General features: G+C 50.5%; 14 protein-coding genes. 6 read left to right on the forward strand and 8 right to left on the reverse strand.

What is annotated here, in order from left to right; translation table 11 throughout:
• The first annotated feature begins 56 nt into the window (after window positions 1-56).
• Complete coding sequence (recN, locus tag HCX89_RS04810) at window positions 57-1,718, forward strand: DNA repair protein RecN (protein ID WP_167715259.1); 1,662 nt, start codon at window positions 57-59, stop codon at window positions 1,716-1,718.
• 145 nt (window positions 1,719-1,863) lie between these two features.
• Window positions 1,864-2,181 (forward strand): hypothetical protein, encoded by a 318-nt coding sequence (locus HCX89_RS04815; protein ID WP_167715261.1) that lies wholly within the window; start codon window positions 1,864-1,866, stop codon window positions 2,179-2,181.
• A gap of 29 nt (window positions 2,182-2,210) precedes the next feature.
• Here the strand turns inward: HCX89_RS04815 and HCX89_RS04820 are convergent, their stop codons facing one another.
• Window positions 2,211-2,573 (reverse strand): hypothetical protein, encoded by a 363-nt coding sequence (locus HCX89_RS04820; RefSeq protein ID WP_025011646.1) that lies wholly within the window; start codon window positions 2,571-2,573, stop codon window positions 2,211-2,213.
• A gap of 203 nt (window positions 2,574-2,776) precedes the next feature.
• Between HCX89_RS04820 and HCX89_RS04825 the strand changes: the two genes are divergently transcribed.
• A complete protein-coding gene (locus tag HCX89_RS04825) occupies window positions 2,777-4,201 on the forward strand; it encodes a diguanylate cyclase (protein ID WP_025011647.1) in 1,425 nt (474 codons plus the stop codon).
• A gap of 185 nt (window positions 4,202-4,386) precedes the next feature.
• Here HCX89_RS04825 and HCX89_RS04830 read toward each other — a convergent pair whose 3' ends face one another.
• The 7 genes from HCX89_RS04830 to barA form a co-directional block, all read right to left on the reverse strand.
• Entirely contained in the window at window positions 4,387-4,662 is a 276-nt protein-coding gene (locus HCX89_RS04830) for a hypothetical protein (protein ID WP_025011648.1), read from the reverse strand.
• A gap of 209 nt (window positions 4,663-4,871) precedes the next feature.
• Window positions 4,872-5,399 (reverse strand): hypothetical protein, encoded by a 528-nt coding sequence (locus tag HCX89_RS04835; RefSeq protein ID WP_025011649.1) that lies wholly within the window; start codon window positions 5,397-5,399, stop codon window positions 4,872-4,874.
• A gap of 812 nt (window positions 5,400-6,211) precedes the next feature.
• Window positions 6,212-6,592, reverse strand: a complete 381-nt coding sequence (locus HCX89_RS22750; protein WP_025011651.1) for a site-specific DNA-methyltransferase — start codon at window positions 6,590-6,592, stop codon at window positions 6,212-6,214.
• Window positions 6,561-6,773 (reverse strand): hypothetical protein, encoded by a 213-nt coding sequence (locus tag HCX89_RS22755; protein WP_217351520.1) that lies wholly within the window; start codon window positions 6,771-6,773, stop codon window positions 6,561-6,563. Before HCX89_RS22755 ends, HCX89_RS22750 begins: the two co-directional genes overlap by 32 nt.
• Before the next feature lie 277 nt (window positions 6,774-7,050).
• Window positions 7,051-7,425, reverse strand: a complete 375-nt coding sequence (locus tag HCX89_RS23080) for a DUF3319 domain-containing protein (protein ID WP_167715263.1) — start codon at window positions 7,423-7,425, stop codon at window positions 7,051-7,053.
• Between the two features lies 1 nt (window position 7,426).
• Window positions 7,427-8,026, reverse strand: coding sequence for a YjaG family protein (locus tag HCX89_RS04850; RefSeq protein WP_045283864.1), 600 nt, complete (start codon window positions 8,024-8,026; stop codon window positions 7,427-7,429).
• Window positions 8,016-10,799 carry a two-component sensor histidine kinase BarA gene (gene barA / locus HCX89_RS04855; RefSeq protein ID WP_025011654.1) on the reverse strand — a complete coding sequence of 928 codons (2,784 nt, stop codon included), beginning with the start codon at window positions 10,797-10,799 and terminating at the stop codon, window positions 8,016-8,018. The genes HCX89_RS04850 and barA overlap by 11 nt, the downstream gene beginning before the upstream one ends.
• Before the next feature lie 99 nt (window positions 10,800-10,898).
• Here barA and rlmD point away from each other — a divergent pair, with 99 nt between their 5' ends.
• The 3 genes from rlmD (at window position 10,899) to mazG (ending at window position 15,506) form a co-directional block, all read left to right on the forward strand.
• Window positions 10,899-12,236, forward strand: coding sequence for a 23S rRNA (uracil(1939)-C(5))-methyltransferase RlmD (rlmD, locus tag HCX89_RS04860; RefSeq protein WP_167715265.1), 1,338 nt, complete (start codon window positions 10,899-10,901; stop codon window positions 12,234-12,236).
• Between the two features lie 126 nt (window positions 12,237-12,362).
• A complete protein-coding gene (gene relA, locus HCX89_RS04865) occupies window positions 12,363-14,573 on the forward strand; it encodes a GTP diphosphokinase (RefSeq protein WP_167715268.1) in 2,211 nt (736 codons plus the stop codon).
• A gap of 123 nt (window positions 14,574-14,696) precedes the next feature.
• On the forward strand, window positions 14,697-15,506 hold the full coding sequence (gene mazG / locus HCX89_RS04870) for a nucleoside triphosphate pyrophosphohydrolase (protein WP_368039290.1): 810 nt from the start codon (window positions 14,697-14,699) through the stop codon (window positions 15,504-15,506).
• Window positions 15,507-15,524 lie beyond the last annotated feature (18 nt).

Genomic DNA, 15,524 nt, shown 5'->3' on the forward strand with positions numbered 1-15,524 from the left:
ACTGTATAAAAAATCAGTATATACTGTTTATCAATACAGTGTTTTGGGAATTCATTATGCTTTGCCAACTCAGCATCAATAACTTTGCCATAGTGCGTTTTCTGGAGCTGGACTTCCGTCCGGGAATGACCAGTATTACCGGCGAGACCGGGGCGGGTAAATCCATTGCCATCGATGCCCTGGGGCTTTGTCTCGGCAACCGGGCCGATGCCGCCAGCGTGCGTCCCGGTGCCAGCAAGACGGAAGTCAGTGCCCGTTTCTCTCTGGCGGATGTCCCTCTGGCCAAGCGTTGGCTGGAAGATAATGATCTCGAACTCGAAGATGAATGTATTCTCCGGCGCACCATTGGCAGCGATGGCCGCTCCCGCGCCTATATCAATGGTAACCCTGTGCCGCTGACTCAGCTCAAGGCGTTGGGACCCTTGTTGGTGGGGATCCACGGTCAGCATGCCCATCACGCCATGCTCAAGACAGAGCAGCAACTTTACCTGCTGGACAGCTATGCCAATCATAAGCTGTTGCTCGATGGTGTCAGCAGTGCCTATCAGCGTTATCGCCAAATCGAGCAGGAACTGCGGCAACTGGTGCTGTCGCAGCAGGAGAGAATTGCCCGCAAGCAGTTACTCAGCTATCAGGTGGAAGAACTCAATGACTTTGCCCTCGGGGAGCATGAATTTGCCGAGATAGAGCAGGAGCACAAGCGTCTGGCCAACAGTACGGCGCTGATCGAGTCCTGTCAGTTGGCCTTGATGCTGCTCAGTGAGGGCGAAGAAGCCAACATAGAGTCATTGTTGAACCGGGCCGTGCATATCAGCGCCGAGCTGGAGAGTGTCGATTCTGAGCTGGCCAATGTTGGCGGCATGCTCAACGATGCTCTGATCCAGGTGCAGGAAAGCAGCAGCGAACTGCAGCGCTATCTGGACAAACTCGAGTTGGACCCCGAACACTTTGCCATGCTGGAGGCGCGACTTTCCAAGGCGATGCAATTGGCGCGCAAGCATCAGGTGATGCCCTCAGAGCTGTATCAACACCATCAGCAGTTGTTGGCCGAACTGGGTAGCCTCGACTCAGATGAGCAGAAGCTCGAAGAGATAGAGCAGCAATTGGAAGCCAGCAAACAGAATTATCTGACCCAGGCGCAAAAACTCAGTCAGAGTCGCAGCCGCTACGCCAAAGAGTTGGACAAGTTGGTCACGGCTTCCATCCATGAACTCAATATGCCCAAGGGCAAGTTCAGCATAGCGGTGGAATTCAGCCCTGAGCAGATGTCGGTCAACGGCAGTGACAGGGTGGAGTTTCTGGTGACTACCAACCCGGGGCAACCCCTGCAGAGTCTGGCCAAGGTGGCCTCTGGGGGCGAGCTTTCCCGTATCGGCCTGGGTATTCAGGTGATAACCGCCCGTAAGGTTGCCACCCCGACACTGATTTTTGACGAGGTGGACGTGGGGATTTCCGGACCAACGGCTGCCGTGGTGGGCCGTATGTTGCGCACCCTGGGAGAATCGACCCAGGTATTGTGTGTGACTCATCTGCCGCAGGTGGCAGGTAACGGCCATCAGCATATGTTTGTTGCCAAACATGCCAAGGGCAGTGGTACTGAAACCTCTATGGTGACGCTGGATAAAGAGCAGCGGGTACAGGAGCTGGCTCGGCTGCTTGGCGGCGATACCATCACCAGCAATACCCTGGCCAACGCCCGTGAGCTGCTGAGTAGTTAAGCTCAAGGCAGTTAACAAGGCAGTTAATCCAAGAACGGCGCCCACATGGGCTACCGGTTGTACGTGTCAGATCCCAAGCTCAGTGATCAGGACAGGCGATAGGAAGCGCCCTGGCTCGCAGCAAGGGGCGGGCAACTTTCGCAATATGTTTATCAATATCCCGGCTGGCAAAGAGAAGGGGATCCAGGTGATCCCCATCGGTGACTTTTCTTCCAAGGATCAGTTTGCCAGCGCCAAGAACATCAGCGCCCAGGATGTGTTGACGGCCAACCGCTTTCCGGCCGGGATGGCGGGGATTATTCCACAGGGCGCTGCAGGGCTTGGTGACCCCCTCAAAACCAACGATGTCTATCAGAGCAATGAAGTGCTGCCACTGGCGCGTGATATTGTGGAGTTCATCAACAGTGACCCCGAGCTGGCTAAGCTAGGATCACTGAGTGTGCGTGAACCCGGTCAAGTATGACAAAGCCACACGGCAGGGAAGCGGTGGCTTCACAAGGAGAGTACTTTGGATCTGTTTCTAGGCCATTGATATATCTTTATAAGCTCAATCATTACTGAACAATTGTTTGGTTCAAAGGTGTTTGATGCCGTTGTAATTACCTCGGTTAGTGTTGGGGTGTTAAACTCGGTTAGGTCATTGATTTTACGGATCGCAATGTCCATAGGGATAATGTCTCTGTTTTCCCAAGCCTTGTGAAAAAAGTCATAAACTTCACTGTCAACGGTATCCATTGCACTAAGACGCTTGTCGATTAACTCAGCATATTGAAGCAACAGTTCATATATTGGTGTTTTTGCTAAGTGAGCGTGCAAGGCTTCTGCCGCTTGAACATCATCTCTATCGTAAGACATGGTGGTTACCTTGAGATTTGTAGTCGATAGCTATCATTCTAGCTACTGTTTTCAGCATGCAGATCTTTTTTGACATAGAGCGCATTGGTCTGATAACCAAGCATGATAAATATTCGTCACTTAAGAGCTCGTGTGGGATGGTTTGAGAAAACGCCTATTTTATGGTTATAGTAGGGCTAATCGTAGGTATTCAAGGAGCATGTATGAAAGGAAGCACAATAGCAGATACTGCTAAAGCTCTATCCTCAGAATGTGGAATGAGCGTTAGCACGATTTCCCCACTACTATTGACCGAAGTATTCGACAATGTTGAAGAGTCTGTTGTTGTAACTGATACTGCACGCCGAATTATCTATGTTAACTCAGCAACAGAGCGTCTATTTGGGTACAAAAAAAGTGAGTTGTACGGCAAGGAAACGAAAGTCTTTTACGCAAAGGAAGAAGACTTCTCAATACAGGGGAAAAAACGCTTTAATGTTGCCAGTAAAGCTGCTGCTGAGAATTATCGGGTTCCCTATCTTCGTGCTGATGGCGAGTCTTTCCTTGGGTTAACTACAGGCGCCGTCATGCGTTCCAAAGATGGTGATGTTGTCGGATTTATCGGAATTATCAGGCCGGCACGATCTGCAGACCAATCATTGGATACCTTACAAAAGATCCACAACATCACTGCTGATGTTGTATTGAATCAAGATCAAAAGATTCATGAATTACTTAAAGTAGGTCTTGAGCACTTTGGTTTGGAAATCGCGATTATTTCTCATATCATTAAAAAAGACTATATAGTTGAATATTGTGTTGACCTCAATGAAGGTCTAGAAGAATCAACAGTATTCAATATTGATGGGACTTATTGTGTTCATACACTAAAAGAAAATAAAACGGTTGGGTTTCACTATGTGAGAGAAAGCAGAATTAAACATCATCCGTGTTATGAGAGTTTTAAACTGGAATCATATATAGGAACCCCTATATATTTAGATGGTGGGCTGTATGGCACGTTGAATTTTTCAAGTGTTTCTCCAACAGATCCATTTTCCAAAGACGATTACATTTTAATGGAGTCGCTCGCCGATACCATTGGCTATCTTCTCTTTAAGAAAAAGTTGGAAGAGGAGCTTGCCGCTTTGGCGAGAACTGATGAATTGACAGGGTTACCAAACCGGCGGGCAACATTAGAACGTTTAAGTGAAAGTATAGAGCTCTCTCTTCGTTCTGGCATTGGTTTATGTGTCCTTTCTATCGATCTGGATCACTTCAAAAGTATTAATGATACTTATGGGCATGCTGCCGGTGATGCGGCACTCGTTAAATTTGCATGTGTTGCTTCGGGGATGGGACGCAAGTCTGATTTTTGTGGTCGTCTTGGAGGTGAAGAATTCCTCTTTGTTCTTCCTGGTATAGAATTGAAATCTGGTCTTGAGTTTGGTAATAGGTTAAGGGAACGTCTCAAGTCTGAGCCATTAACTCTAGATACTGGAGAAGTCATTACCATAAAGATAAGTGCGGGACTGGCAAAGTTTGAAACCAAAGAGTCAATAGATAGTTTTCTTGCTAGAGCAGATGAAGCTATGTACGCAGCTAAACAAGGAGGAAGGGACCGTGTTTGTGCACATGGCCCAACGTAGCTTGAATTAAGTAACTCCTTATCGGTTTCCCAGCTCTCACATGGACTCCTAAGTTGATTAGCGCCATCTCTGCATAGTGGCTGCGAGTTTTGTCACTTTCTTCGTTGTAACGGGCGCTATGGTGCCAAATGACCAAGTTGTGTTTAATGCCATCCTCAAAGGCCTGCTTGCCCTTGAGAATGTCATCAGCTTATGAGGCAATCACCGATTAACTGCCATTTGCCATTTTGGGCTTCTTCCTGTGACAACAACACTTTATCATGGGTCTCGAATGCCTTTTGCTTAAAATTAGTCTTCTGATTAATCATTTTCTTTTCGCCGGATACAGTTAAGGTTTGTCGAGCCTCACCATCACAAATCAGATTGAGTTTCTTGCCAATAACATCAAATACATTCTCATAACCTGAGCAAGCCAAGATTGTAACTCCTTCCGATAGTTCAAATTTTTCCTGTATATTCATTTATCTGTCCTTGATAAAAAATTTCCTGACTTGCAAGCTATCCTATGAATGTAATACTTTTCTGTGAGGCAGTTCTCGTAATAATCTCGGATTGTTCAGCTTTGCTTGTGACTGAGAATGCTAAGAATTGTTTGGTGCTTAAAATTCCAAGGGGATAAAGTTAAGTGCTTTATTATTCGTTTCCAAAGGCTGCATTCATGATTTTATAGCTATCGAACAACAATTTTATCAATTCTATGAGTGTCTATATACATCTTATCCTTCTGATATACAAGATTGTCAACGTTTAACTCGTAAGTTGTAAATCTATCGCCTAGCATCTCTGTTTGAAATACTCTTTGAGACATTCTTCGTAAGAAGTGGTACTCTGGGCGTGTGTGTAATAAATGTATGTAAATGATCTTGTGTCCATAATCTTTGGTCCAATATATCAATGAGTTAAATACGTCTTTTCCAATACCCCAGCAAGTATTATCAAGCACTATTGCGATCTCAAATCCTAACTCTGATGATTGAATACCGCACCAACCAACTAAAATTCCATCAGTTTCGATGGCTCTAACGATACAACCATCGATTTTATCTTCATTTAGCTTTTCATCAATCCAACTCCTAACTGATGAAGAATCAAATTCATCATGGGTTATAAGATGATTACGAGTACTTACTTTGTTTAATATTGGTATAAATTCCTCTGGATTAATTTTATCGAGAGAAATGAAGTTAATACTGCTCATTAATTACTCCATATAGTATTACTTATAGTGTCATCTGAAGTCTTCACTAAACAGCATTGGCTAAGTAATGCATTAAAGTTGCGATTTGACGAGTCTCTCTTGTTTGCTTTTAATTCGTAATTTGTGGCGTGACTTGATTAGGTTTTTTGCATATAAGTCCTGCCTTAACCATGCTATTTCGGTCATGAATACTGGACAGGAAACTAATAACAGCATCCATAAAGGGTATTCTAACAGGACAGTTAATGGTCCCATTGTGACAAGAACAAGAAGTAATGCACAGGTTCCCATAAATACCAAGAAATATGCATGAGCCTTCATTGATTGAAAAGAGACCTCATCGGGGTTTCTTCTAGCCGACTTCAACTTTCGTAACTCTTTTAACCTACTGCCTCTCAGCAGTGATTTGACACGTGGAGGCAGGTGCTTAAAAACGTACTGAAGAGCAAAAGTTAATACCACACTTGCTATAACAGCTGGCTCTGTAAATGCTTTCATTATTTCGTACATGATTTCCTTTCATTAGCAATGGTCGGTAGTGAGTTGGTCCAGCCACGCGATAGTGATGCTGCCTATGATTGATGGTTGCACTTTCCTAAGAACTCTACCAGCTATCACTACATAAAACGAGCGCGAAAAATTGCACTGATATTCGTATTTTGCTGAAAGATGGAAGTAGTCACCATGTATCAAGCTATAAACCTCCCGCTCATCTGAATTGTTACTTGTTGCTACTGTTTGCCACCTGCGGCCATTAAGGGGATAAGGGAGAGTGCAAGCTAATCCTGTCGTTCACTATCTCCCCCTGGTATTTACTCCATTGTTGCCCTAACTTGGTTGAATATCCCTTCATCCAACTCGATACCGATGAAGTGTCGGCCTAGTGCCTTGCAGGCTTTTCCGGTAGAGCCTGAACCCATGAAGCAATCCAAGACAACGTCTCCGGGGCGACTGCTGGCGTTAATGATGTGCTCGAGCATGGCTGCGGGTTTTTCACAGGGATGCTTGCCTGGGTAGTAGGGCACAGCTGGGTAGTGCCAAACATCGGTAAACGGTACATCTTTGGATACCGTGAATGGCCGGCGCAAGTGCTGGTACTGTGCTTTCAAGTCGTCAAATTCTTGTGCCAAACCTTGGTATTGGCGCTGCAGCGCCACAAATTCAGTCTCCAGCCTCAGTTTCCAGCGTATCATAGTCCTGTTCCAGCGCCTTTTGAGTAAACAAGGCCTGCAGCTTTTGATACTGCTCTGCATTGGGTAACTGCCACTGCGAAGCGGTAAACCAATGGCTGGCCATCTGGGTTCCGGTGGCTTGATTGATCTCTTTGTTGCTGACGCCGGTGCGGGCTTTTTCTTCTTTGAAGTAATCAATCAAGGGGCAAACACATGCTGGCGCAGCGCTTTGCACTTTTCGTAGTAGCCACTGCTGCCCTTGGCAAAGCCTTCAGCACCCTAGTGCTCGCACATAATGATCCGCTCAGTTGCTCGGTGGTTGATTGCAGCCCTGGGTTGAGTGTGTTGATGTGACCAGGTTGCCACGAACGTATGACCACAGTAGGGAACCGTGCAGGTGCAGTACATCTTGGCATAATATGGGATCGCATCCTTGGTGCTTTGGATAATGGCGTGACGGACGATTTTCCCCGTCTTTGCTATGACTTGCGGCCTTTGGGTGAAGTGCTTTTTCGCTGTGAGCCTTTACTGGCGCTTTTTCCCCCTGCGCCGCCTTTTCCCGCCTTTCTCTCTTTGGTTTTTCCTTCAGCGGCTTTTCCATCAGTCGCTTTGCGGGAAGCCGTTTGAGCCTTTTGGCTCCCGGTCTGCAGTGGTTTATTGGCGGTTGTTTCGGTGTCTGTTGCGTCAGCAATTTTCGGCTGTGGCAATATCCCCAACTCTTCAAAGAAATTGATCTGCCTTCTCAGCTCAAATAAAGAGCCGGTACGGCTGGTCTGGCCTATGGTCAGGGTCCAGCTGTCTGTGAGGCCGTCGGTATTGCTGAGGATATAGCCACGATAAACAAGCTTACGCATCTTATTGAGCGCTGATCCCTATGTTAGATACGCCGCTCATGACGATTTCCTTGCGCAGTGCTTTGACAAACTCCGCCGTTATCTGCGGGTTTTCCTCGATTATTTCCAGCAAGGATCCCTGCAATTCGCGCTCTTCCTGCATCACTTCGTGGTTGAATACAAACTCGTCCAATGCTTCACCATCCAATTCGGGATCGGCTATGGCTTCGATATAGTGGGCCACGGTACCGGATGACAGCTTGGAGATATTGGTGATGTCGTCTTCCACCTTGCTTTCCAGTGCGCCCAGCAGTGAACTGAGTGCCACAGCGGCATCCATCGCCGGGTAGGCTCCATAGGCGTCGAATTGGGTCGGCTCCGGGGTGTTTTCTTCCAGTTTTGCCATCTGCAGTTCAAGGTTCAGCTTGAGTTTGCGGTCATATAAAGACTGCCACAACAGGTTGAGTACCGTATCCAATACCTGGGGATCGCCGAATTCACACACCTCGGAAAATAGTTGGTAGTTGGGGTACATACGCTGGCACAGCGCCACGGCAAAGAGTTTCTTTTGTGGCAGTTCCAGCGCCTTTAGGCGTTTAAAGAAGCCCGGTTTAGTTGTCATCGGTTAAATCCATCGAAAGTTGGGATATCACTTGTTTTGCCGCAGATTCTACCTTAGTTAACTCATCAAGTAACTCCAGTATTTCCGGCTCCAGCTCGGCAATGCTGCTGCCCTGCTTGAGACCGCCTTCCACGGTTTGACAGAGTTTTTGCAACGTCGGTACGCCGCAGTAGCAACAGGCACCGTGCAGTTTGTGGACACTGGCCTGCATTTTGGCGGCGTCATCCTGCTCCAGCGATTCCTGGATGTTGCTGGTGGTGTCCGGCATGGAGTCAATTAGCATTCTGAGCATATCCAGCGCCAGATCCTGTTTCTGATTGGCCTGGGTCAGACACAGCTCCCAGTTGAGGGTGTGCTGGTCAAAATGGGTAAACTTGGGCCGGGTAATCCAGCGGCTGATCACTCCTTTCAGTGCAGCTTCATCTATAGGCTTGGGCAGGTAGCCATCCATGCCGCTATTGAGGATCCGCTCGCGCTCCTCATTGATGGCGTGGGCGGTTACCGCAATGATGGGGGTATTGCGGTTCAACGAGTCCTGACGAATGAGCCGGGTGGCGGTAATGCCATCGGTTCCCGGCATCTGGATATCCATAAAAATCAAATCAAAGCTGCGCTGTTTGGCCAGATTCACCGCTTGCTCGCCATTACTGGCAGTGGTCACCCCTGTAACCAATTCATCGAGCAGGGTGTCAATCAGCTTGAGGTTGGCCGGGTTGTCATCCACCGCCAGCACATTGAGTTTGTGGCGTTGCTGCGGCTCAACCAGCTTGGGCAGGGCAGGCTTGAGTTCAGATTCCTGTGGCAGATAAATCATGTTGCGTGCCATCAGGTATTCGCTGGCAGGAATGCTCAGAACAAGGTCTACCACAGGGCGAATATAGCGCTCCAGTGCCTCTTGATCATGGCAGTCGAACAGCGCAATAAGGGCCTCGGTCACTTGTCTGGCACTCTTGAGCACTGCCTGCAGCTGAGTCGGGCCATCGAAACCGTGACAGCCGAGCAGCACATAGTGGAAATGCGCCTTGTCTTGAGCAAGTTCGGCTTCCAATTGCGGCACAGTGTGAACACTGTTGACCTGCATCTGCCATTGTTGCAGGCGGCGGTTGAGCACAGAGCGGGTCAAGGGCCTGGGTTCAAACAGTAATACCGTCTTACCTCTGAGCTGCTCCAGTGGCAGCGGCTCACCTATCGGGAACTGGCTGGTCATCAGTGGCAGGGTAAACCAGAAGGTGGAGCCTTTACCCACCCGGGAGCTAAAGCCTATCTGGCCGCCCATCTGGTTAATGAGGCGTTTGGTGATCACCAGCCCAAGGCCGGTACCGCCGAAGCGGCGTGAGATAGATGAATCGGCCTGGCCGAACGCCTGGAACAGCAACTCCTGCTGGCTTTCTTCAATGCCAATACCTGTATCTGACACCTCACAGTGCAGCAGCAACTTGTCTTCCTTGATGTTGCTGATATCCACCTTCAACAGCACGCTGCCCTGATCGGTAAACTTGATGGCATTGCCCACCAGATTGGTGATGATCTGACCCACCCGCATGGCATCGCCGCTGACGGCATCCGGCACTTCCGGGGCTACATCCACCACAAGTTCCAGCCCCTTCTCGTGGGCAGAGCCGGCCAGCAGCATCATGGTGTCATCCAGGGTTTCCCTGAGGGCAAACGGCATGGTTTCCAGCACCATTTTGCCGGCTTCCAACTTGGAGAAGTCGAGGATGTCGTTAATGATGCTCAGCAGGTTGGTGGCACTACGTTCAATGGTGCGAATATATTCCATCTGGCTGGCGTGCAGCGGCGTTTTCAATAGTTGACGGGCAAAACCTATCACGCCATTGAGCGGCGTTCTCAGTTCGTGAGACATGTTGGCCAAAAATTCAGATTTTATTCTGCTGGCTTCCAGCGCCCGTTTCTTGGCCAAGTCCAATTCGACGTTCTGAATTTCAATTTGCTCCAGGGTTTCCCTGAGATCCGAGGTCGCCTGATCGATATTCTGCTGCATCTCGTCATGGTATTCCGATAAGGAGCCCGCCATGGCGTTAATCCCCCGTTTGAGCAGATCCAGCTCACCGATGAGATTGCCTTCCAGCCGAGTATCCAGCTTGCCCTCGCGGATTTTAGCCACCACCCGCACCATGTCTGTGATTGGCTGAGTCACATTCTTTACCAGACGGAAGGTGAACAGCAGGTTCAGCTGCACCCCGATAAGCACTATGATAAAAGCCGCCACCGCGGCTCTGTGCTGTTCCAGCAGCGCCTTTTCCTTGTTGAGCAGCAAAGAGATATAACCCAGAGGTTTCTCATTGAAGCCGGGAGCATCGTCTACCGCCAGCAGACTGCCGGCGGCAAAAATAGGCGCTCTCAGCACCAGACTGTCGCCTACCTGATCGTACTCGGTACGGGCCAGATCCGAGATGGCACCCTTGTAGCGCATAATCTCAAAGTCTTTGTGATAGTGGGAGGTGACAAACAGCTGATTGTCGGCATCGAAGATGGCGATGGATTTCACCAAGGTCGACTTGTTGAGCTGAGCCGCGGCGAGCAGGCGTTTGGTGGCCTCGCGGTTATTGGCGGCCAGGCCTACCTCACTGGCGATAGCCAGCGGCTCTATGATATTGCTGCCCTGTTCTATGAGCGTATCTTCAAGCTCATAAAAGCGATTTATGGTAAAGTAACTGCCCAGAAGAATACCGACCAAAATGGTAGGAGCCAGGGCCAATACCAGCACCCAGGATCTGAGGCTGTACTTGGTCATGTTATTCGCACTGTTCATGGGCGGTATAGGTATTCCAGATAGTTTGTTTTACGGCTATAGATAGACTGCCAGATATCCCGGCGTCTTTGCCAGTTTTTTATTGTTTCAGGGGCCTAGATGGCACAATTTTTTAGAGAAAAACCAAACAGATCCAAGAAAGTCTCCGCAAAACTGTCACTCACGGCTTCCGGATTGGATCATCAGGGTGCCGGGATCGGTCAATATCAGGGCAAAGTGGTGTTTATTCCCGGCTTGTTACCCGGTGAGAGCGCCGAGGTGCAGCTCACCGAACAAAAAAAGAACTATGCCAGGGGCAAACTCATCCGCATCACCCAAACATCGCCGGAGCGGGTTGAACCCCAATGCCCCCATTATGCGCTTTGCGGCGGCTGCGATCTGCAACACTTGTCAGATTTGAGCCAGCGGCAGCACAAGCGCCGGGCCCTGGCCGAGTTGTTTGCCAAACTCTCTGGCCTATCCGAGCTGCCGGAGATAGGCGAGCTGGCTTCCGCCCCTTGGCATTATAGACGCAAGGCCAGACTGGCGACCTGGTATGACAAACAAAGTCGCGAATTCACCTTAGGGTTTAGGGCCAAGTCCAGCAGCAAAGTAGTTACCATTGGCGAATGTCCTGTATTGGCGGCTTCGTTGTCGGAACTGATAAAGCCGTTGGCAGCGCAACTTGCTCATCTGCAGGGCGTGGCTCAGCTTGGTCATGTGGAACTGATTGAAACCGAAGCCGGTCGTTTTGTGGTGCTGAGAATTACCCGGCCACTGGTGAATAAAGACAAGGAAAAGCTCAAGACTTTTGCCGAGCAGCAAGGATTACAGTTGGTGCTGCAGGACAATCAGGGCGAGTGTGAGTACCTTACGGGCAATCAGCCAAGCTACCGCTTGCCCGGTGTTGATGGCGATGAGCTGACGCTTAAGTTTAATCCGGGGAATTTTATTCAGGTCAATGGTGAAGTAAACCGCGCCATGGTGGCCAAGGCCATAGATTGGCTGCAACCCAAGGACGGCGAGCACATATTGGATCTCTTCTGCGGCATGGGTAACTTCAGCCTACCGCTAGCGGCCACCGGCGTTAGGGTCACAGGTGTCGAGGGCGTGCCTGCCATGGTTGAGCAGGCCAGACAAAATGCCAAACAGGCCGGGCTTGAAGGGTTGCAGTTCTTTTGCGCCGATCTCAGCGCCGACCTCTCGGCCGAGCCTTGGCTTGGCAAGGTGGATAAACTGCTGCTGGATCCCGCCCGTGCCGGTGCCTATGAGACGCTTTCTTATCTGAAAAACATCGCGCCCGAGCGGGTGGTGTATGTCTCCTGCAATCCGGCGAGCCTGGCGCGGGACAGCGTCTTGCTGCTCGAGCAAGGTTATCGGCTGGAGCGCCTCAGTGTGTTGGATATGTTCCCCCAGACCCATCACACCGAAGCCATGGCCTTGTTTGTGCGGAATTGATGCTTTTATTGTCTATCGAGTCAATTTTATCAATAAAGGTACTCACGGGGGTTTGACATCCCATCGGGTATGCTCAAGATAGGGAGTCTTGTTGAGTCTGTTAATCGGACACTAAAGGAAGGTGAGATGGTATCTGTTCGCGAAGCACACTTTAAGGATCCTGATTTCAATCTGGATGAGTGGGTTAATCGTTATGTGGCCGACTCCGCCGATGCCGGGCGTTTGTTGGAGCTGATAGCCAAGGTGGAAGCACTGCCTATGGGTAAGTGCAAGCGTCCCAAAGCCGAGCTGCAGGCCAAGGCGCGGGAGATGATAGAGATCCTCGCGCCGCTCAACATGGATATCGAAACTCTGCAGGCCGCCATCTTATTTGTGTTTTTCGAGGTGGGCATAGTCGATGAAGCCAAGCTCACCGAAGACTTTGGTTCCGAGTTGGCTACCTTGGTCAACAGCGTCAAGACCATGGATGCCATAGGTGCGCTCAAGGTGGGCAATGACAGCCGCAGCAGCGAACCGCAAATCGACAATATCCGCAAGATGTTGCTGGCCATGGTGGAAGATGTACGCGCCGTGGTGATCAAACTGGCCGAGCGGGTATGCCTGCTGCGGGCCGTGAAAAACGACGATGAAGAAACCCGGGTATTGTTGGCCCGGGAAATTGCTGACATCTACGCGCCGCTGGCCAACCGTTTGGGTATAGGTCAGCTCAAGTGGGAGCTGGAGGATATCTCGTTTCGTTATCTGCATCCCGAGACCTATAAAGAGATTGCCAAGCAGCTGGACGGCAAGCGCCTGGACCGTGAAGTCTTTATCGACAACTTTGTCAATCAGTTGCAAACGCGGCTGGATGAAGAAGACATTCGTGCCAAGGTCTATGGTCGCCCCAAACATATCTACTCCATCTGGCGCAAGATGCGCGGCAAGCAGCTTAAATTTGACGAGCTGTTTGATGTGCGTGCGGTGCGAATCGTCACCGACCGGCTGCAGGACTGCTACGGTGCGCTCGGTGTAGTGCATACCCTTTGGCACCATATTCCCAGAGAGTTTGACGACTATATTGCCAACCCCAAGCCCAACGGCTACCAGTCGATTCACACTGTGGTGGTGGGACCGGAGGGCAAAACAGTCGAAATCCAAATTCGTACCCAGCAGATGCATGAAGATGCCGAGCTCGGGGTGGCGGCTCACTGGAAATATAAAGAGGGCAATCACTCCGGCAAACAGAGTGGCTACGAAGAGAAGATCAACTGGCTGCGCAAGATTTTGCAGTGGCAGGAAGATGTGGTCGAGAGCGGCAACCTGGTGGAGGAGATCCGGGCCCAGGTCTTCGAAGACAGGGTCTATGTGTTTACCCCGTCCGGTGAAGTGGTGGACTTGCCAGCCGGCTCGACCGTGTTGGACTTTGCCTACTATATCCACTCCCAGGTGGGCCACAAGTGTATTGGCGCCAAGGTCGATGGCCGCATAGTGCCGTTCACCTACCAGGTGGAAACCGGTGAGCGCATCGAGATTATCACCTCCAAGCATCCCAATCCGAAGCGGGATTGGCTTAACCCCAACCTGGGTTATATCAAGACCTCCAGAGCCCGCAGCAAGATCCAACACTGGTTCAAGCAGCAGGACAGGGACAAGAACCTGGTGGCCGGACGCGAGATGCTGGAAGTCGAACTGGCGCGGGTGGGGCTGACACTCAAGGATGTCGGCAGCGCAATTGAGCGTTTCAATATGACCAACATGGATGACCTGTTGGCGGCCATAGGTGGCGGCGATGTGCGCCTCAACCAAGTGGTCAATCATGTACAGAGCCGGCTCAGGACTCAGGAGCCTTCCGACGAAGAGGCTGTGGAAGAGCTGGTCAAGAAAGGTCAGCAGAAACCCATAGGCGCCAATCGCGGCCAGATAGAGGTCAATGGTGTCGGTAATCTGATGAGCCATCTGGCGCGCTGTTGTCAGCCGGTGCCCGGTGATGAAATTTTCGGTTTTATTACCAAGGGGCGCGGTATTTCGGTGCACAGAGCCGATTGTGAGCAGGTCAAGGAACTGATGCGTGCCCATCCCGAGCGGGTAGTGGATGTGGTCTGGGGCGAAAACTACTCCGGCGGCTACAAAATCCGTATTCGAGTGGTGGCCAATGACAGAACCGGTCTGCTGCGGGATCTCACCTCTGTGCTGGCGGCGGAAAAGTCCAATGTGCTGGCGATGAGTTCCTCATCGGATCTCAAGAACCAGACTGCGGCCATTGAACTTGAGATGGAGCTTTATAACCTCGACGGTTTATCCCGGGTTATCTCCAAGCTGACCCAGATAGACGGGGTAATAGAAGCCCGCAGGCTCTGAGGCCAGTTCGGTATTCTACCGGTATTTAAGACAGGACGCATAGGTTGCGTCCTGCTGTTTTTTTAAAGCTTATCAAAGAGTCGTTGGATTGGTAAGCGTATTAGCAACAAAGGAGTAACTGCGGTGGCGGCAGATATCAATGCATTGCTTGAGATTATGGCAAAACTCAGGGACCCTGAGCTGGGTTGCCCCTGGGACAGGGCGCAGGATTTTGACTCCATAGTGCCCTACACCCTGGAAGAAGCCTATGAAGTGGCCGACGCCATAGAGAGCCGCGACTGGCAGGAGTTACCTTCTGAGCTTGGCGATCTGCTGTTTCAGGTGGTGTTCTATTGTCAGCTTGGCAAGGAAAAGGGCTGGTTTGATTTCGCCACTGTGCTTGAGCGGATATGTAATAAGCTTATCAATCGTCATCCCCATGTGTTTACCGCCGATACCGACTTGAGTTTTGACTCGGCGCCGGATGCCAAGAACAACTGGGAGCGTATCAAGGCGGCCGAGCGTGCCGGGCGCGAGCTGCACTCAGTGCTGGACGATATTCCCAAGGCGCTGCCGGCGTTGGCGCGGGCGGGTAAGATCCAAAAGCGGGTCGCCCGGGTAGGCTTTGATTGGCCCGAGCTTGAGCCTGTGGTCGACAAGGTACAGGAAGAGATTGAAGAAGTGTTGCACGAAGCGCGTCAAGCCACGCCGGATAAGGCCAGGGTTGAGGATGAAGTGGGCGACTTGCTGTTTGCGGCGGTGAATCTGGCGCGCCACTTGGGGGTGGACCCCGAGCAGGCCCTCAGAGGGGCCAACAACAAGTTTGAGCGGCGTTTTCGCGCCGTCGAGCAAAAAGCCAATGCCAGCGGCAAGCCGTTTGAAGAACATGATCTGCAGGCACTGGATGCTTATTGGGATCAGGTCAAGCGTGAAGAGCGCGGTGAAATCCAGTAGAAGGCGAAGCCTGGATTA

The sequence above is a fragment of the Shewanella sp. Iso12 genome (assembly GCF_012030025.1).
GTDB lineage: Bacteria > Pseudomonadota > Gammaproteobacteria > Enterobacterales > Shewanellaceae > Shewanella > Shewanella algae.